18 protein-coding genes, 1 tRNA gene, 1 pseudogene and 1 other annotated feature (1 of these 21 running past the window's edge) are annotated in these 23215 nt (G+C 40.1%); of the genes and pseudogenes, 15 read left to right on the top strand and 5 right to left on the bottom strand.

The features are described 5' to 3' along the window. Positions 1-32 precede the first annotated feature (32 nt). From G413_RS0101215 to G413_RS0101205, 3 genes are all read left to right on the top strand, one after another. Positions 33-1730, top strand: coding sequence for a ribonuclease J (locus G413_RS0101215; RefSeq protein ID WP_022789132.1), 1698 nt, complete (start codon positions 33-35; stop codon positions 1728-1730). 339 nt (positions 1731-2069) lie between these two features. Beyond that, the gene (locus tag G413_RS0101210; RefSeq protein WP_422717861.1) at positions 2070-4010 is read left to right on the top strand and encodes a DNA translocase FtsK; all 1941 of its coding nucleotides are present in this window, start codon (positions 2070-2072) and stop codon (positions 4008-4010) included. 11 nt (positions 4011-4021) lie between these two features. Beyond that, positions 4022-4453: a RidA family protein gene (locus G413_RS0101205; protein WP_022789130.1), complete on the top strand. Its 432-nt coding sequence runs from the start codon at positions 4022-4024 to the stop codon at positions 4451-4453. Here G413_RS0101205 and G413_RS0101200 read toward each other — a convergent pair. Further along, the gene (locus G413_RS0101200; protein ID WP_022789129.1) at positions 4450-4863 is read right to left on the bottom strand and encodes a competence protein ComK; all 414 of its coding nucleotides are present in this window, start codon (positions 4861-4863) and stop codon (positions 4450-4452) included. The genes G413_RS0101205 and G413_RS0101200 overlap by 4 nt on opposite strands. Positions 4864-4925: 62 nt before the next feature. Continuing rightward, positions 4926-5549, bottom strand: coding sequence for a glycerol-3-phosphate 1-O-acyltransferase PlsY (gene plsY / locus G413_RS0101195; protein ID WP_022789128.1), 624 nt, complete (start codon positions 5547-5549; stop codon positions 4926-4928). A gap of 492 nt (positions 5550-6041) precedes the next feature. Here plsY and G413_RS0101185 point away from each other — a divergent pair, with 492 nt between their 5' ends. The 10 genes from G413_RS0101185 (at position 6042) to G413_RS0101140 (ending at position 17563) form a co-directional block, all read left to right on the top strand. Then, on the top strand, positions 6042-7211 hold the full coding sequence (locus tag G413_RS0101185; RefSeq protein ID WP_022789126.1) for a MalY/PatB family protein: 1170 nt from the start codon (positions 6042-6044) through the stop codon (positions 7209-7211). Then, on the top strand, positions 7198-8442 hold the full coding sequence (locus G413_RS0101180; RefSeq protein WP_022789125.1) for a dicarboxylate/amino acid:cation symporter: 1245 nt from the start codon (positions 7198-7200) through the stop codon (positions 8440-8442). Before G413_RS0101185 ends, G413_RS0101180 begins: the two co-directional genes overlap by 14 nt. Positions 8443-8589: 147 nt before the next feature. Continuing rightward, entirely contained in the window at positions 8590-10521 is a 1932-nt protein-coding gene (gene parE, locus G413_RS0101175) for a DNA topoisomerase IV subunit B (RefSeq protein ID WP_022789124.1), read from the top strand. Further along, positions 10514-12994 carry a DNA topoisomerase IV subunit A gene (parC, locus tag G413_RS0101170; protein WP_022789123.1) on the top strand — a complete coding sequence of 827 codons (2481 nt, stop codon included), beginning with the start codon at positions 10514-10516 and terminating at the stop codon, positions 12992-12994. The genes parE and parC overlap by 8 nt, the downstream gene beginning before the upstream one ends. A 2-nt stretch (positions 12995-12996) precedes the next feature. Beyond that, positions 12997-13887: a DMT family transporter gene (locus tag G413_RS0101165; RefSeq protein WP_022789122.1), complete on the top strand. Its 891-nt coding sequence runs from the start codon at positions 12997-12999 to the stop codon at positions 13885-13887. Positions 13888-13932: 45 nt separating this feature from the next. Further along, positions 13933-14148, top strand: a complete 216-nt coding sequence (locus G413_RS0101160) for a YneF family protein (protein WP_022789121.1) — start codon at positions 13933-13935, stop codon at positions 14146-14148. A gap of 237 nt (positions 14149-14385) precedes the next feature. Continuing rightward, a complete protein-coding gene (locus tag G413_RS0101155; RefSeq protein WP_022789120.1) occupies positions 14386-15366 on the top strand; it encodes a mannose/fructose/sorbose PTS transporter subunit IIB in 981 nt (326 codons plus the stop codon). A gap of 20 nt (positions 15367-15386) precedes the next feature. After that, positions 15387-16196 carry a PTS mannose/fructose/sorbose transporter subunit IIC gene (locus G413_RS0101150; protein ID WP_022789119.1) on the top strand — a complete coding sequence of 270 codons (810 nt, stop codon included), beginning with the start codon at positions 15387-15389 and terminating at the stop codon, positions 16194-16196. Positions 16197-16216: 20 nt separating this feature from the next. Further along, a complete protein-coding gene (locus tag G413_RS0101145; protein ID WP_022789118.1) occupies positions 16217-17128 on the top strand; it encodes a PTS system mannose/fructose/sorbose family transporter subunit IID in 912 nt (303 codons plus the stop codon). 51 nt (positions 17129-17179) lie between these two features. Continuing rightward, a complete protein-coding gene (locus tag G413_RS0101140; RefSeq protein ID WP_022789117.1) occupies positions 17180-17563 on the top strand; it encodes a DUF956 family protein in 384 nt (127 codons plus the stop codon). A gap of 10 nt (positions 17564-17573) precedes the next feature. On the opposite strand, the gene recD2 is transcribed toward G413_RS0101140, so the two are convergent. Further along, on the bottom strand, positions 17574-19697 hold the full coding sequence (gene recD2, locus G413_RS10600; RefSeq protein WP_022789116.1) for an SF1B family DNA helicase RecD2: 2124 nt from the start codon (positions 19695-19697) through the stop codon (positions 17574-17576). Then, positions 19690-20856: pseudogene (mnmA, locus tag G413_RS0101130) on the bottom strand (tRNA 2-thiouridine(34) synthase MnmA); the annotation flags it as partial. The pseudogene mnmA and the gene recD2, both read right to left, overlap by 8 nt. Before the next feature lie 129 nt (positions 20857-20985). Between mnmA and G413_RS0101125 the strand changes: the two are divergent. After that, a tRNA-Leu gene (locus G413_RS0101125) sits at positions 20986-21072 on the top strand. Positions 21073-21136: 64 nt separating this feature from the next. Here G413_RS0101125 and G413_RS0101120 read toward each other — a convergent pair. After that, positions 21137-21652, bottom strand: coding sequence for an ECF transporter S component (locus tag G413_RS0101120; protein ID WP_027968966.1), 516 nt, complete (start codon positions 21650-21652; stop codon positions 21137-21139). 90 nt (positions 21653-21742) lie between these two features. Here G413_RS0101120 and G413_RS0101115 point away from each other — a divergent pair, with 90 nt between their 5' ends. Next, entirely contained in the window at positions 21743-23047 is a 1305-nt protein-coding gene (locus G413_RS0101115; protein ID WP_051130137.1) for an aminotransferase-like domain-containing protein, read from the top strand. An 8-nt stretch (positions 23048-23055) separates the two neighbouring features. Continuing rightward, positions 23056-23215 (top strand) — a binding site (T-box leader); it runs 31 nt beyond the window's last position.

Below are 23215 nucleotides of genomic sequence, written 5' to 3'. Positions count from 1 at the left end.
AAATAGAATGATTATATTAGAAACGAGGGCTTATGAAAAACAAAAATAATAAGGAAATCAGCTCTGTGAATGAAAGAATCCGTATCTTTTGTTTAGGAGGATTGGATGAAGATGGTAAGAATATGATGGTCGTGGAAGTGGATCAGGATATTTATATCATCGAAGCCGGAATTAAATTTCCGGAAGAAAAAGAATCACTGGGAATCGAATTTATTGTACAGGACTTTACGTATTTGATTGAAAATCAGGATCGTATTGCCGGAATTTTTATTACACATGGACACGATGATGTCATGGGCGCTTTGCCATATCTTATGAAAAATATCAAGGCGAATATTTATACATCGCCATTGGCTTCTAAGGCCATTCATAAGGTCTTTAAAAAGGAACGAATTACCGGAAGTAAGATCCATACGATCAAACGACATGATCAAAGAAAAATCGGAGCGCATAAAGTGGTGTTTTTTCCGGTAACACATGCATATCCTGGCACGTTTGGTCTTGCCATTTCAACCATCCAGGGGTATGTTGTTTACTCCGGAGAATTTATTGAAGATTACGATGATCTGCATGACAGCTATCGTGGAGATTTTACAACTTGTTCGAAATTGGGAAATGAAGGTGTACTGGTTCTTTTACAGGAAAGTAAAGGTGCAGAGCGCTCCGGCCATACGGCACCGAATCATCGCATTACAGAAAAATTCTCTCAGGTTTTGGAACAGACCGATCATAACCGTGTTTTTGTGAGTGTCTATACGCAAAGTGTGTATCGTATTCAGGAAATCATCGAGTGTTGTATTCAATACGATCGCCCTATGATCTTTTATTCTAAAGAGCTAAGAGAACTGGTTGCGAATTTAGAGGATTTCAATGTATCGATTCCAAAGAAACTGGTGTTAGATCCATCCTATATCAAGGAAGCACCGGATAATGTTGTAGTGATCATCAGCGGACAGGGAAAGTCTTTATTCAAAACCATGTCCAATATTGCCAATAATGAAGTGGAAGATATCGTCTTTACGCAAAACGATGTGATCGTAATCGCATCACCGGTGATTCCGGGTGTGGAAAAAGTCTTTAAATCAATGGAAAACGATATTTATAAGGAAGAGGGAACGATTCTTGTATTGGATCGTAATGTATTAAGCATGCACCCTTCTAAAGAAGACTTAAAAATGATGCTCTTTTTGATGAAACCAAAATATTACATTCCGGTCAAAGGAGAGTATCGTCATTTGTACATGAACTCGGAAATTGCACTGGAAATGGGCTATAAACCAAGCCAAATCATCTTACTGGATAATGGGCAGGTCGCAACATTTGAAAACCGGAAGTTACGTTCTTGTTCTATGGAACTGGAACTACACGATGTGATGATCGACGGTAAGGAAAACTGGGATATGGCCGGTGTGGTTTTAAAGGATCGTGAGATTCTTTCTACCGATGGTGTGATGATCCTGGCAATCGGTTTAGATGCCAAGACAAAGAAGATCATTAACGGGCCGGATATTCAAACACGTGGCTTGATCTATGTCAAAGATGCAGAATATATCACCACGGATGTCGGAAAGATCTTGGAGGATACGATTCAGGAAGCGGTGGCGAATAAAACGTATGATAATTTGACAACGCGTAATGAAATCCGAGATAAGATTTCAAAATATTTGTACAAACAGACCGCCAAAAGACCGATGGTCTTACCGGTTATCTTGGAAATCAACAATCAGTAAAAGGAGTTGATGAAATTGGCTAATGCCAGAACAAAAAAAACATCAAATCGTAAAAAAACAACGACAAAACGAAAGACACAGGCGTCCAAGACACAATCGAACCTTGTTCGCGTGTGTCTTCTGCTTTCTCTTATTGCGATCAGTATTATCGCATTTTTTCAGCTGGGTATCGTAGGAACCTTCTTTTATCATTTGGCCAATTTATTACTGGGCTCATTGGCAAGCTTGTTTTACCTGCTTTTGATTTTGGGAAGCCTATTAGTCTTTATTCGTTTTGATCTTCAGCGAATTCCTGCTCGATACTATGTCGGCGTGCTCTTTTTGTTTATCGCATGGTTGATGTTGGAAGGGTTGAATGAAGTTGTCAATCAGGAAAGCTGGAGTGTGTTGCGTGAGATCGGATCGAATATTTTTTCTATTTTATCGGGTTCGACTTTGACCAAAAGCGGATTGATCGGTGCTTTATTGATTGGTATCTTTTACAGCTTGTTTGATGCGACAGGATGTATCGTTTTGATCGTGTTGTTCATCATTCTCGCCTTCAGCTTGTTTGGATATGATGCTATACGCATGTTGATTGAAAATAAGCGTGCACAAAAGAAGACACAGACCAAAAAATCGAAACCAACAAAGACTAAGCCGAAAGAAGAAGTGGTATTGAATGATTCTATGTTTTTGGAGGCTGATCCTGAAGAATCAAACTTATTTGTAGCCGATGATATGGATGAACCGGCTATTCATACCATTGAACCGGATGTCATAGAAAAAACAGAGCCTGTTGTAGAAGTTAAAGAAGTTATTGATCAACCGGCAGAGTATATTGCGGATGAAGAACAAGCTTATGCGAATTATCGCCTGCCAAGACTTTCTATCTTAAATGAAATTGAGAAAAAATCTAAGAATAATGTCAATGTGCAGTCAGCAAAACAACAAGGCCATAAATTGATGGAAATTCTGCATGAATTTGGTGTGAATGCTACTCTGGTGCAAATTCATATCGGACCCAGTGTCACAAAATTTGAAGTGCGTCCGGAACTGGGTGTGCGTGTTAATCGTATCAGTAACCTGCAATATGATATAAAAATGGCTTTGGCCGCCAAAGATATTCGTATCGAAGCGCCGATTCCGGGGAAAAGTGCAGTAGGCATCGAAATACCAAATGTAGAAAAAACTACCGTACAAATGAAAGAGCTTGTCAAAAGCATTCCGGATTCTTTAAAAGATAAAAAGCTTCTGTTCTGTTTGGGAAAAGATTTGATGGGAAACTGTGTTTATGGCGAATTGAATAAAATGCCGCATCTATTGATTGCGGGTGCTACAGGTTCCGGAAAATCTGTCTGTGTTAACTCTATTATTTCATCGATTTTGTTACGAACCAGACCAGATGAAGTAAAAATGGTCCTGATTGATCCTAAAAAGGTGGAATTTACCCCTTATAACGATGTACCACATCTTTTGGCTCCAGTTATCACGGATGGTGACTTGGCCAATAAAGCTTTAAAAGTCATCGTTCAGATCATGGAACATCGCTATGACTTGTTTGGCCATTTGGGTGTAAGAAATATCCAATCTTACAATGAACATGTTATGAATTATCCAAATGACAGCTTAAAGAAACTGCCGCGAATCGTCGTCATTATTGACGAGTTGGCTGATTTAATGTTGGTTGCTGCAAAGGAAGTGGAATCCAGTATTCAGCGCATCACACAGCTTGCCAGAGCCGCCGGTATTCACTTGATCGTTGCGACACAAAGACCTAGTGTTGATGTGATCACAGGTGTCATTAAGGCCAATATCCCATCCAGAATTGCCTTTGCGGTTAGTTCTTCAACCGATTCTCGAACGATTTTAGATCAATCCGGGGCAGAACGCTTGCTTGGATATGGGGATATGTTGTATCTTCCTAATGGGGAGACAAGTCCAAAACGAATACAGGGGGTCTTTATCAAAGATGAGGAAGTCAACCGTATTTCAGCCTATGTCAAGTCACAGGCCAGTCCTCATTATGACGATGCCTTTATTCAGCTCAAAGATCTGCAGTCACAGGGACAGGAAGTCGGATCCGAATGTGCCGATCCGCTCTATGATCAAGTCAAAAACTTTGTCGTACAGTCACGCAGAGCCAGCACTTCTCTGATTCAGAGAAAGTTCTCGGTAGGCTATTCGCGTGCTGCTCGCTTGATCGATGCTTTGGAAGAACAAGGTGTGATTGGTCCGGCCAACGGCTCTAAACCAAGAAAGATCTTAGTGCAGAATACTTTGGAAGACCCCGAAGAATAGGAGATGTAGTAATGAACGTTTTTTTGAATTCCACGGGTAAACAGGAAGGATGCGATTGTGTATCTAAAGCCGTTATGCTAGGTGATTTTGTATATGTCAGCGCACAAACCGGCAACGGAGAAACAATAGAAGAACAGACTTTGACCGCATGCAATAAAGTATTGGATGCAATCGAGGATTTTGGTTTACAGATGCATCACTTAGTAAAATTTACCGTATATCTTACAGATATCCAAAATAAAACATCCTTTTTACAGGCTTTCAAAAACTTTGTGGAAGCACCTTTTCCGGCCTGCAGCTTTGTCGAGGTCAACAATCTGGAAGAGAATGCGCTGGTATCAATTGAAGCCTTAGGGGTAAATACTTTACGTTATGAACACCAACAAAAGGAAAGTGCCTGCTCTAACGGCTGTCATGGATGCAATGGCGGCTGTCACGATTAGACATCCAAACGTCTTAAATAACGAAATATTTGACGCATCTGTTTTTGAACACGATGCAGCTCTTTACACCCTAAACATGTATGATCTTTAAAATGGATCGTACATGTTTTTTTGTTGTAGGTCACAAAATCAATCTTTTCATAACAAATCCATATGTTGTTTGGATCATCTAAAGGTTTGATTGGAAAAAAGATACAATGCGGATTTTCCTGAACAATGACAGGAATATACTGTTTTTGGTTCATCTGGTTCGCATAGGCCGTTTTTCGCCCTTTTAAAGTGGAACCATGACGTAGGCATTCCTTGTCAAAATAACGATGAACGCTGGAGCAAGGCTCATATTCTATTTGTTCTTCTGCGACCTTACAAACAGAACTATTCGCATAATTGTAATATAGATAGTTTGTCATAAAAAAACACCTCATTCTTAGAGTAATGAAGTGTTCTTACCAATATCTTACTTTTTAGAGTTTTAGAGCCAGGAAATTTTATTTTCCGTTGCGTTCATAATCTTTTGAATATTGGAACGATGGCGATAGATAATCAAAAACATCATAATCCATGAAGCTAAAACGATAAAAATAGGATTCAGCGCTAATGAAAGAACGCGAGCACTGATATACATACAGCTGGCAATCGATGCACAAATGCTGGCCAGCGATACATATTTAAAAATAAAGAGAATGATTAAAAACATTCCTAATGGAACCAGGGCATAGCTGATATCATGGAAAGTAAAAAACCATAAGGAAACTAAGAAACCAAACATCGTACTGACTGCTTTTCCACCCTTAAAGTGCGCAAATATAGGATAACAGTGTCCGATACAACAAGCGACACCGCACCAGATGCTGCAGGAGCCGTCGATCAAGCTTGCTAGGCCCATGGCCAATACAACCTTTAAAATATCACAGGCAATAACGGAAATTCCGGCATTTCTTCCTAATACACGTCCGGCATTGGTACCACCTAAGTTTCCAGACCCGTATTGGCGAATATCGGTTTTATAGAAAACCTTGCCAATGACCAATGCGAAGGGAATGGAACCTAAAAGATAGCCCAGTAAAATACAAAGAATCAAATATAAAAAATTCATAATCCCTCACCTTTTCAACAATTTTATTCTAAACAGTTTTATAGGAAATGTAAAATTATTCTTCAGTAAAAACAAAATAAGGATGCGATAGGTGAAAATTCTAAATAAATAAGTCTAGAAAAGCAGCGAAATCGCATTCATGACCTGCAATAGATATGAAACAATTAGAATCAAAAACAACCAAGTATATTTTTGGTTTGCTTGTTTCGCATCATAATAAAGCAAAGACCAAATGATCGCCATGATTATATAGCCGATTATATGAAAAATAGGAGAAGAGATTCTTTGATCCATATCACACAGACCTATAAAGACATAAATGACGATGAGCGCAAATAATAATCTTTTTACTGTTTGATTTTTCATGAGTAGCCTTTCTTTTTTTGAGTTGAGAAGTGGGCAGTAGTGTAAATAACTTGTAAATGGCTCTATAATGAGTATAGTATAGTAAACATACGAAATAAATAGGAATAAAGAAAGAAGTGAAAGATTATGAAGTATAACTTTGATACAGTCATAGATCGTTCCAAGAATCATGCAGCGAAGTATGATGAGCGAATCAAAAAGTTTGGTACAGAGGATGTCATTCCTCTATGGGTGGCAGATATGGATTTCAAGACCGCACAGCCGATCATTGATGCTCTAGAATCACGGGCCAAAGAAGGTATATGGGGTTATACCTCCAGAGATGATTCGTATTTTGAAGCCTATGCCAACTGGCAGGAGAAACGTCATGGCTGGAAACCGGAGATCAAGAAAATGTCCTATGCGTTAGGTGTGGTTCCTTCTTTGAGTGCTATCGTCAAGCTGTTTACTCCGTTGAGTGGAAAAGTCATGATTCAGACACCGGTCTATCCGGAATTCTATGATGTCGTTGAAGCCTGGGATCGCACGGTGATTGAAAACCGTCTGGTGGAAGAAAACGGAAACTGGTCTATTGACTGGAAGGATTTTGAAGAAAAGGCAAGCCAGGCTTCGCTGTTTATCTTATGCTCACCGCATAATCCTTTAGGCATCGTTTGGGAAAGAAAAGATCTGGAACGGATGTTTTCCATTTGTAAGAAATATTCGGTTCCTGTTGTGTCCGATGAGATTCACTCGGATCTAGTCTTCCATGGAAAGACACATATTCCATCGGCTCTGGTCGATCCGGATGTGATCACGTGTATTTCGTGTACGAAGACCTTCAATCTGGCCGGTCTGCAGGCCTGTACGGTCGTATTCAGTGATGCAAGACAGAAGGAAGTATTTGATCGATACTGGGCCAGGATGGATATCCACCGAAACAACGCATTCAGTCTGATTGCGATGGAAACAGCCTTGAATAAAGGGGAAGAATGGCTGGATCAACTGCTTGCCTATTTAAGTGACAATATTGATTTTGTCGTGGAGTATTGTAGAAAACACATTCCATGTATCAAACCCATGCGACCGGATGCGACTTATCTGGTATGGCTGGATTGTCGTGATTTACATTTGAATCAGGAAGAACTGAACACCTTCTTTATTCAGGAAGCCAAATTAGGCTTGAATAACGGCGGTGACTTTGAAAGGGGACTGGAAGGCTATATGCGATTGAATGTGGCCTGTCCAAGAAGTGTGTTAAAACAGGCAATGAAACAGTTAGAAAAGGCGGTAAACAGAAGAAATGAAAGAAAGTAAGTTCTGGAAGCAATATGGCTCCGTATTATTATTGTTGGGTGGAATTCTGATCGGTTCTTTGATTGGAATCTTCAGTCCAGATACAGGAAAGATTTTAAAACCTCTAGGTGATATCTTTATCAATTTGTTATTTACGATTGTTGTGCCTTTGGTCTTTATATCGATTACGGCAGCCGTGGGAACCATGGTAAACCGTAAGCGGCTAGGTAAGATTTTGGGAAGTACGTTAGTGACTTTTATCGTTACGGGTTTATTCGCATCAGCCCTTGTCCTGATCTGGGTGCAGTTTTTTAGTCCGGCATCCGGTGGGGATATCGAATTGAGTACGACAGAAATCGATAAGACACAAAGTGTTTCTGAATTGATTGTATCCACTTTGACAGTTTCTGATTTTTATCAGCTGTTGGATAAATCACATATGCTGGCGCTGATCATCTTTGCGATTTTGTTTGGGTTATGTGTATCCATGAGTGGTGGTGATGAAAGTCCGGTTGGAAAACTGTTAAAGAATTTAAATGAAATCATTATGCGTTTTGTCGGCATCATTATGAAACTTGCGCCAATTGGATTAGGTGCTTACTTTGCAAACTTGATTGCCGAGTATGGTCCACAGCTATTAGGAGATTATGGTCGCAGCATGATCGTATATTATCCTTTATGTCTTTTATATGTTCTTATTTTTTATCCTTTATACGCATATTTCTCCGGCGGTAAGGAAGGAGTTAAGCGCATGTTAAAGCATATCTTTACACCGGCAATCACTGCTTTTGCGACTCAAAGTTCAGCCGCAACATTACCGGTCAATAAGGAAGCCTGTGAAAAGATTGGTGTACCATCGGATATCAGTGATATTGTCTTACCGATGGGATGTACGATGCATATGGATGGTTCGGTATTAAGCTCGATTACTAAAATCGTATTTTTATTCGCAACCTTTAATTTACCATTTACCGGTATCGACACCTATGCGATGTCGATTTTAGTAGCCATCTGTTCAGCCTTTGTCCTTTCAGGAGCACCGGGGGGTGGCCTAGTCGGAGAGGTTTTGATCGTATCGATGTTTGGCTTTCCACCGGAAGCCTTTCCTTTAATCGCAACTCTGGGATTCTTGTTTGATCCTATGGCAACGGCTTTAAATGCCAGCGGAGATACGATTGCCAGCATGATCGTAACTCGTTTGGTCGAGGGAAAAAACTGGCTTTTACAACATTCGACAAATGGTTCTAAGTAAAAATAGAGTCTATAGAAGAGCTTATCCTTGGTGGTAGGCTTTTCTTTTTATCCATAAAATGATCAAAAATCGCCTTGAAATCTAGAATTTGACATTTTTTATGCGGAAAACTTTGATATAATTAAAACTATGCGAAAGGATGATCAGATGCCAGATAAGACATATGATGAGAATAGTATTGTGATCCTGGAGGGACTGGAAGCAGTCCGTAAACGTCCGGGTATGTATATTGGTTCTACGGATTCCAGAGGTCTTCACCACCTGGTTTGGGAAATCGTCGATAATGCGATTGACGAGGCATTGAATGGGTATGGAAATCAGATCCATATTACATTGAATGCCGATGGCAGTGTTACGGTAGAAGATCATGGGCGTGGAATGCCTGTCGGAAAACATAAATCCGGTGTCAGTACCTTAGAAGTTATTTTTACGGTGCTTCATGCCGGCGGTAAATTTACCAGCAGTGGAGGCTATCAAAGTGCCGGTGGTTTGCATGGAGTAGGGGCCAGTGTTGTTAACGCATTGTGTTCCTGGTGTAAAGTAACGGTGCATGATGGTAAAAATGTATGGTCTATGTTGTTTGAAGATGGGGGAAAGAAAGTCGGAAAACTGGAGAAGATCGGTAAGACCAATCGTACCGGAAGTACTGTACAGTTCTTACCGGATCCTCACATCTTTAAACAAAATCGCTTTTCCTTCTCTAAGATTTGTGAACGTGCGCAGGAAGATGCTTTCCTTTTAGAAGGCTTAGAGATGAAAGTGACCGATCTTCGAAAAGAAAAACGGGAAATGGTCTATCAGTATGAAAATGGCTTACAGGCTTTTATCGAGGAAATTGATAAAGATCATACACCGATGCACGATCCAATCAGTTTTGAAGGCAACAATAATGGCATACAAGTGCGTGGTTGTTTTCAATATACTGATGATTATCAGGAAAATGTGTTTAGCTTTACCAACATGGTTCGAACACGGGATGGCGGAAGTCATGAAACCGGTGCGAAACAAGCTTTTACCAAAGTGTTCAACGAATATGCCCGTAAAAACGGTTTCTTAAAAGAGAAGGATAAAAGTTTTGATGGCAGTGATGTTCGGGAAGGCTTAACGCTTGTCATCAATCTGACGATTCCGGAAAATCTTCTTCAGTTTGAAGGACAGACAAAAGAGAAATTGGGAACACCGGAGGCAAAATCAGCTACGGATGCGATCGTCAGTGAAAACTTACGTTATTTCTTAGAGGAAAATAAAGAAACGGCACAGGCGCTGGTGCGAAAGATCGTGAAAGCGGCTAATGCGCGTAATGCAGCTCGCAAGGCCAGAGAGGAAGCGCGTAAAGGCAAAGGCAAACAGAAGGCAGAAAGAGTATTGTCCGGAAAGCTTGCCAGTGCGCAAAGCAAGGATGCTCGAAGAAAAGAATTATATCTTGTCGAGGGAGATTCTGCCGGAGGCAGTGCCAAACAGGGAAGAGATTCTAAATATCAGGCTATCCTGCCGCTGAGAGGAAAGGTATTAAATACGGAAAAGGCTTCTTTAGAAAATATTGAAAAAAATGAAGAGCTGAATACGATCATTCATGCTTTAGGAGCGGGTGTCGGAAAAGATTTTACCGCGGAAGATTCCAATTATTACAAGGTCATCATCATGACCGATGCGGATGATGATGGGGCACATATTCAAAATCTATTGTTGACATTCTTTTATCGCTATATGAGAGATTTGATCGATAAGGAAATGTTATATATCGCCTTGCCACCTTTATATCGGATTGCCAAAGGAAAGAATGAATACTATCTATACACGGATGAAGAACTGGATGAAAAGAAAAAAGAGCTCAAAAACGGCTATACCATCACCCGTTATAAAGGTCTTGGTGAAATGAATGCGACGCAGCTTTGGGATACCACGATGAATCCGGCTACGCGTACCTTGATTTGTGTAACGATAGAAAATGCGGTCATGGCTGAGCGTCGTGTCCATGAGCTGATGGGAGATAAAGCCGAGCTTCGTCGTAACTGGATTGAAGACAATGTTGTTTTCACATTGGAAGATGATTATGTAAAGGAGGTACGCCATGACTAAGACAAATACAGTGCAAGAACATCATATCTTAAAAAATTCACTAGAAGATATCATGGCGGACCGCTTTGCACGTTATTCCAAATACATCATTCAGGAGCGTGCTTTACCCGATGCACGAGATGGCTTAAAGCCGGTGCAAAGGCGTATTTTGTATGCGATGTATGAAGATGGAAATACCTACAACAAACCGTATCGTAAAAGTGCTAAAACGGTAGGTAATGTCATCGGTAACTATCATCCGCATGGAGATAGTTCGGTTTATGATGCGATGGTGCGACTATCGCAATCATGGAAAATTGCGGATCCATTGATCGATATGCAGGGAAATAACGGTTCGATCGATGATGATCCGGCTGCGGCTATGCGATATACGGAAGCAAGACTCTCCAAGCTTTCGGATTATTTGTTGCAGGATATTGAAAAGGATACGGTAGAATGGGCGCCCAACTTTTCCGATGAAAAGATGGAACCGACAGTCTTGCCGGCTCGTTATCCCAACTTGCTGGTGAATGGAATTACCGGTATTGCCGCTGGTTATGCGACCAATATACCGCCACATAATTTAAATGAAGTCGTCGAAGCAGCGATTTATCGTATCCAACATCCACAATGTGATCTACATGAACTGATGCAGATCGTAAAAGGTCCGGATTTTCCAACCGGCGGTATCGTTATGGGCATTGAGGGAATCAAAGAAGCTTTTTCAAAAGGAAAAGGGAAAGTTATGATTCGATCCAAAGTGCATGTGGAACAGGCACGAACAATCAAACAACTGGTGGTTACCGAAATTCCTTATGAAGTTATCAAAAGCCAGCTGGTCAAAAAGATCGATGATATTCGAATCAATAAAAAAGTCGATGGTATCTTAGATGTACGTGATGAAAGTGATCGTAATGGATTGCGCATTGTCATCGACTTAAAGAAAGATTGTGCCGATGAAACGATCTTGAATTATCTTTATAAGAATACCGATCTTCAGATTTCTTATAACTATAATGTGATTGCCATTGTCAATAAGGCACCGGTATTGATGTCTTTGCCAATGGCGCTGGATGCCTTTATTCAACATCGGGAAGATGTAGTGTTAAGGCGAAGTCATTATGATTTAAAGGCTAAAAAGGAAAGAGCACATATCTTGGAAGGCTTGATCAAAGCGGTTAGTGTCATGGATGAGATCATTTCTATCATTCGCTCTTCTAAAGATAAGGCCGATGCCAAAAATAATCTGATTTCTCGCTTTGGCTTTTCCAAAGAACAGGCAGAAGCCATTGTCATCATGCGTTTATATCGTTTGACACATACGGATATTAAAGAATTGCAGGATGAATACGATGCGCTTTTAAAGGATATTCAACGCTTGGAAGGTATCGTATCGGATAAGAAAAAGCTGCATGCATTGTTAGTCAAAGAATTAAAAGAAGTCAATACGACTTTTAAGACCGAAAGACGCAGTGAGATTCAAAATGATATTCAAGAGATCATCATTGATGAAAAAGCTATGATTGCGGATGAACAAGTCATGGTGACAATGACACATGATGGGTATGTTAAACGTGTCAGTCTGCGTTCTTATAATGCGTCACCGGATAGCCTGAGTGGTCATAAGGATGGCGATTTTATCGTATGCAGTGGCCAGGCCAGCACCTTACAGATACTCTTGTTTTTTACCAATCGCGGAACCTATGGTTATTTACCGGTCTATACCTTGGAAGAAGCCAAGTGGAAGGATTTGGGAAAACATATCAGCAGTTATTTGAAGATCGATTCTTCGGAAAAGATCATTCAGGCCTATTTGATCGATCATTTTGATAAACATGTAGAGATGGTCTTTGCCTCGGCTTTAGGAATGATCAAGCGAACCTCTTTAAAAGATCTGCAGGTTTCTCGCGCCAATAAAACGATGGTCTGCATGAAAGTTGGATCAGCCGATGAAACGATTTCGGCAAAAGCATCCATGACACAATCTGATCAGATCGTGTTGGTGACAAAAAATGGTTTTGGTTTGACGTATCCGGTTGAACAAGTACCGCAGGTATCGGCAAAATCCAAAGGTGTTAAATCAATCAATCTGACAAAGGACGATTATGTGGAAGATATGCTTGTCTGTTCTGACTTGCAGGGGCAGATTCTATTTATGACAAGTGAAGGACAGATGAAACGTGTCAAGATGGATCAGATTGCCCAATTTAATCGACCGGCTAAAGGAAACCGCATTTGTAAGCTGATTAAATCGAATCCAAGTCATCTATATAAAATGAAGGAGATTCGTGATCTACAAAAGGAAATCATGCTGGAAAGTGAAGAGCTTCTTCACTTTGTGCCGGCTTCCATTTCTTTGATGTCGGTAGAATCAACGTTCTCGAATCCATTTGGCAAGCTGGAAGCTTATACGATTCCTGAAAATCTGGATTGTATTGAGGAAGGAAACTGGTCAGAGGAAGAAAGTGTACAGCTTTCACTTTTTGAGGTATAAGCATGTCCAGAAAAAATGCGAGTGCCATCTGTATCTTGGTGGCAGCCATCTGGGGCGGTGGTTTCATTGCGACCGATGCCGCTTTGGCCACCTTTGATCCGTTTACCGTTTTATTGATTCGCTTTTTAGGTGCCAGTCTTGTGTGCTGGCTCATAGTAGGAATTCAAAAAATACGCATTACCAAAGCCGGTGTATTAAAAGGATCTTTATCAGGTATTTTCTTGTATTTGGCCTTTGCCTTTCAAACCTTTGGCTTAGATATGACAAATACCGGTCAAAATGCTTTTTTAACGGCGGTCAATGTGGTCATGGTACCTTATATTGCCTGGCTTATTTTTAAGAAAAGACCACAGTTCATGCAGGTATTTGCCAGCTTGATCTGTCTGATTGGTATTGGATGTCTTTCTCTATCGAAAGGGCAGTTTCACTTTTCTTTTGGAGATGGTTTATCACTGATGTGCGCCTTCTTTTTTGCCTGTCACTTTATCTCTTTGGAGTATTCGACAAAAGGTCAGGATGTGCGACTCATCAACGCGGTACAAATGTCAGTTGCTGCAATAGTATCCATTCCAGGTGCCTTATGTCTGGAAACGGTGCCTTCACACATCTCCTTGATGGCCGTTTTCAGCTGCCTTTATATGATTTTGATTGCCACGTGGCTTGCGTTTCAATTACAGACACTGGCGCAAAAATATATCGATTCTTCCAGTGCCAGTGTGCTTCTTTGTACAGAATCTTTATTTGCCAATGTTTTTGGATTTGTGTTGTTGCACGAAGAAAAGACGTGGATCATGATCCTTGGTGGTTTATTGATTTTTCTGTCGGTTATCTTAGTAGAAGGGGAATCTCTGTTTGATAAAAATAGAATTTTCAAACGGTTGTCAAAAGAATAAAAAAATAGTAATATAAAGTATGTAAATAGTGAGGATGGATTAAATATGGATTGGTTAAGTACAATACTTTACACCTTAGTTGGGGTTGTTATTGGCGGGATTTTAGGTTTTTATTTCACAAAGAAAAAGTTTGAAAAAGAATTAAAGGAAAATCCACCGATCAATGAAAAGATGATTCGTGCTATGTTCTTACAAATGGGTCGTAAACCTAGTGAAGCGCAGATTCGTCAGATCATGAAATCAGTTAACCAAAACAGATAGCGAAGAGGAAACTCTTCGTTTTTCTTTTATGCAAATAATATGTGATAATGATGATGGCAATATGGAAATGTGGGAAAATTTGTGAAAACTATTGCGAAATCGCTTTAAATTTTTTAAAATAAGAATGAATGTACCACTGTATAAAAATAGTATAGCTATATAATGAATACAAATGCGTTCTGTTTTTATGCAGGCAACATGATCACTTATATACAGGTGAGTAGATAGGAGGTTAATATGGTAGGAATTATCCTAGCGAGTCATGGGGAATTTGCCGAGGGGATTCATCAGTCCGGATCTATGATCTTTGGCGAACAGGCAAATGTCAAACCTTGCATTTTAAAACCAAGCGAGGGACCTCAGGATATTCGCAAAAAAATGGAAGACGCGATTGCTTCCTTTGATCAACAGGATGAGATTTTATTCCTGGTGGATCTTTGGGGCGGAACGCCTTTCAATCAGGCAAGTGCTTTAAAAGACGGGCATGAAAACTGGGCTATCGTAACCGGTTTGAATCTGCCTATGTTGATTGAAGCCTATGCATCCAGAATGAGCATGGACACAGCTCATGAAATTGCGATGCACATTGCCAAGACGGCAAAAGAGGGTGTTCGCATTCAACCGGAAGATCTGGAACCGGTGGAAGAAGAAAAAGAGCAGAGTGCGGCTCCTGTCATGCAGCAGGCCATTCCGGAAGGTACCGTGCTGGGTGATGGACATATCAAATATGTATTAGCTCGAATCGATACCCGTTTATTGCACGGACAGGTGGCAACAACATGGACAAAATCAACCAATCCGGATCGTATCATCGTTGTTTCTGATAATGTAGCACACGATGAATTGCGTAAAAACATGATCATACAGGCTGCTCCTCCGGGAGTTAAGGCACATGTTGTACCGATTGATAAGATGATTGCTGTGGCCAAGGATCCTCGTTTTGGTGCGACCAAAGCGTTATTGTTGTTTGAAACACCACAGGATGCCCTAAAAGCAATCCAGGGTGGTGTGGATGTCAAAACATTAAATGTAGGTTCCATGGCACATTCACAGGGAAAAGTTGCGGTTACGAAGGCTTTAGCTTTTGATAAAGACGATGTCAAGACCATGCGTGAGATTGAAAAGCTTGGTGTTAAATTTGATGTCCGTAAAGTTCCGGCCGACAGCCCGGAAAATATGGATGCGATCTTGAAAAAAGCAGAAGCTGAACTTGGATAAGATTGTTTTTGGAGGTTAATATGAATATTATTACAGTGATTCTCATTGTCATTGTAGCCTTATTAGCGGGTATGGAAGGAATTTTGGATGAATTCCAGTTCCATCAGCCTTTGGTTGCATGTACATTGATCGGACTTGTAACAGGTCACTTAACAGAAGGGATCATGTTGGCGGGAAATCTTCAGCTGATGGCTTTAGGATGGGCCAACGTTGGAGCTGCTGTGGCACCGGATGCTGCTTTGGCATCGGTTGCCTCTGCCATTATCATGGTGCTTGGTTTAGACGGAGCTACCGATGTAAACAGTGTTATTTCTACATCCATCGCGGTTGCGGTTCCTTTGTCAGTAGCTGGATTGTTCTTAACGATGATTTGTCGTACGCTGGCCATTCCTATCGTACATATTATGGATGGTGCGGCTGAAAAAGGAAGCTTTAAAACGATTGAAATCTGGCAATATATCGCCATTTTGATGCAGGGACTTCGTATTGCGATCCCGGCAGCTATCTTGTGCTTTGTTCCATCGGATATCGTTACCAGTGCTCTACAGGCAATGCCGGCATGGTTGAATAATGGTATGACTGTTGGTGGTGGTATGGTTGCCGCTGTCGGCTATGCCATGGTTATCAATATGATGGCCACAAAGGAAACTTGGCCATTCTTCGCCTTAGGTTTCACACTGGCTTGTATTCAGGAGATCACATTGATCGGTCTGGGTGTCATTGGTGTTGCCTTAGCTTTGATTTATCTGGCATTGAAGGAAAGCGGAGGTTCCGGTGGAAACGCCTCCAATACAGGTGACCCGTTAGGGGATATCCTGAATGATTACTAGGATCGAAAGGAGAGATTAGTATGGCAGAAAAAATTGTTTTATCTAAAAAAGATCGTATGAAAGTTTGTTGGCGTCATCAGTTTCTTCAGGGATCCTGGAACTATGAACGTATGCAGAACGGTGGATGGTGCTATTCCATCATTCCGGCTATCAAGAAACTATATACAAACAAAGAAGATCAGATTTCCGCATTAAAGCGTCATATGGAATTCTATAATACCCATCCTTATGTATCTTCTCCGGTCATGGGTGTTACTTTGGCCATGGAAGAAGAACGTGCCAATGGTGCACCAATCGATGATGTGGCAATCCAGGGTGTTAAGGTTGGTATGATGGGACCATTGGCTGGTGTCGGTGACCCGGCTTTCTGGTTTACCATGCGTCCAATCCTAGGGGCTTTAGGCGCTTCTTTTGCCCTGAGCGGTAATTTATTAGGCCCCGTATTATTCTTTGTGTTATGGAACGTGATTCGTTTTGCGTTCATGTGGTACACACAAGAGTTTGGCTATAAAGTAGGAACTTCCATCACCAAAGACTTGTCCGGTGGATTGTTAGGAAAGATTACGCAGGGAGCCAGTATCCTTGGTATGTTTGTCATTGGTGGCCTGGTTCAGCGTTGGGTCAGCATCACTTTAACACCGGTTGTATCTACCGTTGCCAATGATGAAGTTAATATTATCGACTTCTCTAAATTTGACGGTACCGGTGAATCTTTACAGGCCATTTTACGTGAATATGACAGTGGAAAATTCTTGTATGATACAACATCGACTACATTACAAGATAACTTAAACTCATTAACACCAGGTTTACTGGCGGTATTATTGACTTTGTTTATCTGCTGGCTATTGAAAAAGAACATTTCGCCGATCGTTATTATCATTGGACTTTTCATTGTTGGTATCATTGGTGTTCTTTGCGGATTCATGTAGAATGTATAAAAGTCCGGTTTTTACCGGACTTCTTCTTTTTGAGGTGATACGATGGTTCAATCAATGAATACAAAAGCAGAGTTGACGGTCAAGGGAAGCTGTTTTATGGGCTTGACCAGTACCGGTAAGATCATGGTCGGTGATAAAGCGTTTGAATATTATAACGATCGTAAGGTCGAAGACTACATTCAAATTCCCTGGGAGGAAATCGACTATTTAGCCGCATCGGTTTATTTTAAACGCTATATCAATCGTTTTGCAATCTTTACGAAAAGTGATGGAAGTTTCTCTTTTTCAGCGGGAAAACGCAATAAAGAGCTTCTACGTGCGATTCGTAATCATATGCCTTCGGATAAAATGGTACAGTCCCTTGGTTTCTTTACCGTTTTAAAAAGAGGAATTCATAATCTTCTACACAGAAAAAACAGGCCGTGACCTGTTTTTTTTATCGTATATAGTCTTGTATCCTTTTCTTTAGTGTTGTTTGCCGAATTCTGCGATTTTTTAAACGTACCTGTTTTTCAAAAACGAAGCGTTGCCCAATAATGAAAAGCTGTTTTTTGGCACGGGATATACCCGTATACAACAAGCGCTTTTCCAACATGTGCAGAGAGTTTTGATCGACTACACAACAAACCGTGTCATATTCACTGCCTTGTGCTTTATGAACACTGATGCAGTAGGCATGTTTGAGATAATAGAGAAAATCATACGTAAAATCTACGATTCGATTGCCGAAATCCACACTGATTCTTTGATTGGCTTTCGAAGAATTATCAATTTCGATGATATATCCAATATCACCGTTATACACATCTTCCTCCGGAAAATTTTTTAGTAACATGACCTTATCGTCTTCACGAAAGATGGTTGTACCGACCTTTAGCTCCTGCTTGTTTATAGAGCCTGGATTAAATTGTTCCTGCATGGCTACATTGATCGCATCAATACCGGCAGCCCCTTTATACATCGGTGATAAGATTTGAAAATCATTCAGATCCAGATCCTTTGTGAGTTCTTGTATCGTCGGCAAGATCCTTTGTGAACTTTCTTCAATAAAGTTGACTCCATCTTCATAGGTACATGTAGTTTCCTCGCGGATTTCTTTGGCCAGTGTAACAATACCGGAACCATTTTTTTGACGAAAGATTTTTTCTAGATGAATTACCGGAAAGACCTGACTTGAAATGATATCTTCAAACACTTTTCCCGGTCCAACACTTTCCAGCTGATCTTCATCACCGATCATTAATATTCGTGCATGATCCGGCAGGGCTTTTAATAAACTGCAGAAAAGATGGGTATCGACCATACTGAATTCATCGATGATCAATACATCCAGTTCTAAGGGATCGTTTTCGTCTTTGGAAAAGGTATTATCGTCTTTGTTCCATTTTAAAAGGGAATGAATGGTCTTACTATCCGCATAAGCCAGTTGACTTAAACGCTTACTGGCACGACCGGTTGGAGCACAAAGCTGTACTTTTGAATCCGGATAAAAGGCATTGTACAAAGCCAGAATCCCTTTAACAGTCGTTGTTTTTCCAGTACCCGGTCCACCATTGATGATACAAATGCTGTGATTAAAAAAAGTTTCAATGGCTTGTTTTTGTACACTGTCGTATTGAAGGTTATAAGCAAATTCCACTTCTTCTATTTTTTTATCTAAGTCTTTTTTGGAAAGGGTATCTACTTTAAATTGATGATGGGATAAGATTTTGGCAATTTCAATTTCTTCATCATATAAACCAAACGGATACACTTTGTTTTCATCGACATGAAGACTTTTATGAAGACATAAGCGATCTAAGATTTCATCCAGCAGTTCTATCGAACAATTTGGCAAATGTTCCAAAAGGGAAGTCTTAAAAATATATGTATTTCCGGTTGCCATGCTTAGATTTCTTGTCAGTTCATAGACATAGGCATCCATACGACGAGTATCTTTTTTATCCATTTCCAGGCCATCGGCTAACTTTAAGGCCGATCGATAGCCAAAACCATAAATTTCATAGTAAGGACGAAAACAATCTTCTTCAATCACATCTAAAACATTGTCATAGGCTTGTTCCAACAGTTCGATCTTTTTTTGATCCAACCCCAGTTCCATAAGACGGACATAAGTTTCATTAAAGCCGTCAAAGGACTGTAAACCTTCCTTGATGATTTCCTTTTTTTTGGCATTTAGACCGGGAACCATATCGAGTTTTCCAGGATCTTCGATAATGTGATGCAGACATTCCTCTCCCAATGTGTCATAGATTGCCTGTGCTGTCTTTTTACCGATTGTAGGAAAGACATCGCTGGTCAAAAAATGAACAATAGCTCGTTCTTTTTTTGGAAGAATTTTCTGTGCACTAAATATTTGAAATTGAGAACCATACTTTGGATGCGTAATGTAGCGGCCAACCAATTCATACTCCTGATCCTCAATCGGGTTTTGCAGGCGGCCGGCTCCGGTAAAAGTATGATATGTTTCCGTCTCAGAAAAAGAACCCACAACATAGTGGGTTTCTTGGTTTTCGAATATGATAAAATCCAAACTGGCTTTTATGGTTTGTTTATCCACTGATTTTCTCCTTATATGTTTGAATAATTTTCTCGTTTAAATCTTCATCACCCGCAAAGACTTGTTCAATAACACCGCCACCCAGACAAACATGTCCGTGATAGAAGACGGCTTCCTGTCCCACGGTTACAGACGCGATCTTTTGTGGATATCGAATCATTGCACTATCTTTGTCAAAAGAAACAATTTCAATATCCTGATCAGCCTGACGATATCGAAATTTACAGGTCAGCTTGGTTGGGATTTCTTTTAAATCCGGTACTAACCAGTTAATGCTTTTAACGATGCAGGAATCCGAATAGAGCCATTCTCTATGATTGGTATGACATACAAAGAGAATGTTTTTGTGAACATCCTTTCCACAGACAAACCACGGACCTTTTTCATGATCGATATGAAGGCCTTTTCTTTGACCGATCGTATAGTATAGAACACCACAGTGTTTGGCAATCTTCTTTCCGGTGTCGATATCTACGATATCGCCTTCTTTATTGGGAAGGTAGTTAGAAAGAAACTGTCTGAAATTTCTTTCGCCGATAAAACAAATTCCGGTACTGTCTTTTTTTGTGGCAACACTTTCCAAATGCAGCTGATCTGCCAGTTTTCGAACTTCCGGCTTAATTAGATTCCCAATAGGGAATAGCGTTTTTGCCAATGCTTTTTCCGGAACCTGACACAAAAAGTAAGTTTGATCTTTGTTTTGATCGGCAGCACGTGTAAGATAGGTAAAACCATCTTTGGTTTCGTTTGAACAATAGTGACCGGTAGCCACTTTATCAAATCCATGTTTCATGGCATAGTCAAAAAAAGCATCAAACTTAATATATTTATTACAAAGAATATCCGGATTAGGTGTACGTCCTTTTTCATATTCGTTTAAGAAGGTCTGAAAAACAGAATCCCAATATTCTTTAATGAAATCAACGCGTAGTAACGGCAGGTCTAAATGCTCAGCCACCGCCTTGGCATCCATGTAGTCCTGCTCCTGCGGGCATACATCATTTTGTATGGTAGGATTGCCTTCAATATCGTTATTGGCAAACGCATCCCAATTTCGCATAAAACAACATGTTACATCATAACCTTGTTTTTTTAATATATAGGCGGCAATGGCAGAATCTACGCCGCCGCTTAATCCAACTAATACTTTTTCCATAGGCTCATTATAGAGAAATTCAGTGTAATTTTCAAATGCTTCTTCGGCTTGTTTTCAGCTTTTCAAAAAAAAGGTATTGATTTCTATTTTTGAATTCGTTATAATAGACAAGCGACAGCGATAAAGAGATTTCCCCGGGTGGTGAAATTGGTAGACGCAGTGGACTCAAAATCCACCGGTAGCGATACCGTGCCAGTTCGAGTCTGGCCTCGGGGACCATTTAAAAGATTAGAACAAATCATATGGATTTGTTCTTTTTTATTATCACAAAAAAAGTCACACGTTAATGTGTGGCTTTTTCAGAAGATACCATATGAAGTTTTGATAAAAGAGGGTAGCCAACGATCGCAACCAGAAATCCCATGGCAGCCTGAAATAAGTTACCCCATACACTGGCAAGACCTAACCATACACTTTGGTTGATAATTGAATCGGCTAGAAAATAACCACCGATCATGATCATAGAGCCAATCAGGTACCAAAGTATGCGATACATCGGCCTATCATTTTTTTGTAACAGATACGCAACGATAAAACCTTCCAGCCCTTTAATGATCAGAGTGAAAATAAAGTAGTATCCATAACCTCCGGTCACGTCAGCCAGACCACTACCTAACCCCCCGACAAGAAATGATAAACCGGGATTTAAAATAGAAGCAAATAAAAGGATAAATCCATCACCCATATTGACATATCCCTGCATCGCATTGGGAATACGAATCGAGATTGTTGCGACAAATACAATGGCAATTCCTAAGGCGCTGAGCACAATTTGTTGAATTTGTTTGTTTGTTTTCATATCTATCTCATTCCTTTCTTTGTCTCTATTTTACGAATAAAGTGTCTTTTATAAAATATACAATTATGTTAAATTTTAAGAGGACAGTTTATGAAACGATATATGCAGGTCTATAACAAATTTGTAGAGGATATCAAAAAAGGATATTTAAAATACGGAGATACACTTCCCAGTATTCGTAAAAGTGTGGAGATCTTTGGCTTTTCAAAAACGAGCATTGAAAGAGGTTATGAACAATTAGTATTGGATGGTTATATTATCAGTGAGGCACAAAAAGGATTTATTGTTGATATCAAGCCTTATCAGCTTCATCGCCAACAAATCATAGCACAGGCTTCAAATTCAGACATACCGAAACAATACTTATATGATTTTAGAAGCCATGCCGTCAGCCAGGATAGCTTTGACCTACGAGTCTGGAAACGATATATGAAGGATGTATTTCAAGATACACCATTGATTTCTACGTATGGAGATAAACAAGGCGAACAAGAATTACGGACTGCCCTTAGTGAGTATGCTTATCATAATCGAGGAATCTTGGCGACCGGTGCTCAGATTTTAGTAGGATCCGGATTTCAATCGTTGTTGTTTGATTTTTGTTCACTGTTGGAAAAACCGATTTCGATTGCGATGGAAGAGGGTGTATCCAAAGAAGTCAACCATGTGTTTACATCTTTTGGGTTTGATTGTCATTTTTTATCCAAAGAAAGATATATAGAGGAATTATCTTTACTGGATATTGATATCTTATATATCAATACGGCCTGTTTTGGACGGGATTTTGCACCACTTTCGAATTCTATGCGGGATATGATTCTACAGCTATCCTATGATAATAACTTTTTAATTCTGGAAGATGATTATAATGGGGAATTAACCTATCATTCCAAGCCCAGACAGGCTTTACAATCCGCCAGTGTCATGGATAATGTGATCTATTTCAGTTCCTTTTCAAGACTCTTATTGCCATCTTTACGTCTAAGCTATATGATCTTAAACACAAAGTATCAACATGCTTATCAACAGTTTAAAGATTCATTTGGACCGACCGCTTCCAAGCTGGAACAGCTGGTACTGGCAAGATATATCGCCAATGGATATTTGGAAAAACATGTGCGTAAGTTAAAAAGAGAATATGCGAAAAAAGAGCAGATCACGTATGATCTTCTTTCTTCCGCAGGTTTTTCCGTCCTTTTGCAGGAGGCGTATTTTAGCTATCAGATCGATATTTCACATTGTGATGTCTTTGCGATCATAAAGACTTGTGAAGAAAAAGGAATCGGTATCGATACACCGGCAAAAGATCGTCTGAACGTTTCTTTTGCGTATTTAGATAGAGATCGTCTGCAGGAAGGGTTGAAGTTACTTGTCAAAATCTTAAAAGAATGCTAGAATTTGAGAGCTTGATGATGAAAAAGATGAGTAGAAGAGAATTTGGACAGTTAGAGATAAGGCGTTTGGTGCAAGCCTTACAATAAGACTCTTTGAAGCTACTTTGGAGTGAAGCCGTATTCTGCGTTAAAGAAGAATTAAGGGCGTTTTCCAACAGGAAGACGAACT

This window comes from Faecalicoccus pleomorphus DSM 20574 (assembly GCF_000420345.1).
Taxonomy (GTDB): Bacteria; Bacillota_I; Bacilli_A; order Erysipelotrichales; family Erysipelotrichaceae; genus Faecalicoccus; species Faecalicoccus pleomorphus.
Note: the sequence above shows the minus strand (reverse complement) of the source record. Positions and strands in the feature narration are given on the sequence as shown.

Coding starts and splice junctions, on each gene's coding strand:
- G413_RS0101215 (WP_022789132.1), top strand. CDS start 33: ATGAAAAACAAAAATAATAAGGAAATCAGCTCTGTGAATGAAAGAATC.
- G413_RS0101210 (WP_422717861.1), top strand. CDS start 2,070: ATGTTGGAAGGGTTGAATGAAGTTGTCAATCAGGAAAGCTGGAGTGTG.
- G413_RS0101205 (WP_022789130.1), top strand. CDS start 4,022: ATGAACGTTTTTTTGAATTCCACGGGTAAACAGGAAGGATGCGATTGT.
- G413_RS0101200 (WP_022789129.1), bottom strand. CDS start 4,863: ATGACAAACTATCTATATTACAATTATGCGAATAGTTCTGTTTGTAAG.
- plsY (WP_022789128.1), bottom strand. CDS start 5,549: ATGAATTTTTTATATTTGATTCTTTGTATTTTACTGGGCTATCTTTTA.
- G413_RS0101185 (WP_022789126.1), top strand. CDS start 6,042: ATGAAGTATAACTTTGATACAGTCATAGATCGTTCCAAGAATCATGCA.
- G413_RS0101180 (WP_022789125.1), top strand. CDS start 7,198: ATGAAAGAAAGTAAGTTCTGGAAGCAATATGGCTCCGTATTATTATTG.
- parE (WP_022789124.1), top strand. CDS start 8,590: ATGCCAGATAAGACATATGATGAGAATAGTATTGTGATCCTGGAGGGA.
- parC (WP_022789123.1), top strand. CDS start 10,514: ATGACTAAGACAAATACAGTGCAAGAACATCATATCTTAAAAAATTCA.
- G413_RS0101165 (WP_022789122.1), top strand. CDS start 12,997: ATGTCCAGAAAAAATGCGAGTGCCATCTGTATCTTGGTGGCAGCCATC.
- G413_RS0101160 (WP_022789121.1), top strand. CDS start 13,933: ATGGATTGGTTAAGTACAATACTTTACACCTTAGTTGGGGTTGTTATT.
- G413_RS0101155 (WP_022789120.1), top strand. CDS start 14,386: ATGGTAGGAATTATCCTAGCGAGTCATGGGGAATTTGCCGAGGGGATT.
- G413_RS0101150 (WP_022789119.1), top strand. CDS start 15,387: ATGAATATTATTACAGTGATTCTCATTGTCATTGTAGCCTTATTAGCG.
- G413_RS0101145 (WP_022789118.1), top strand. CDS start 16,217: ATGGCAGAAAAAATTGTTTTATCTAAAAAAGATCGTATGAAAGTTTGT.
- G413_RS0101140 (WP_022789117.1), top strand. CDS start 17,180: ATGGTTCAATCAATGAATACAAAAGCAGAGTTGACGGTCAAGGGAAGC.
- G413_RS0101120 (WP_027968966.1), bottom strand. CDS start 21,652: ATGAAAACAAACAAACAAATTCAACAAATTGTGCTCAGCGCCTTAGGA.
- G413_RS0101115 (WP_051130137.1), top strand. CDS start 21,743: ATGAAACGATATATGCAGGTCTATAACAAATTTGTAGAGGATATCAAA.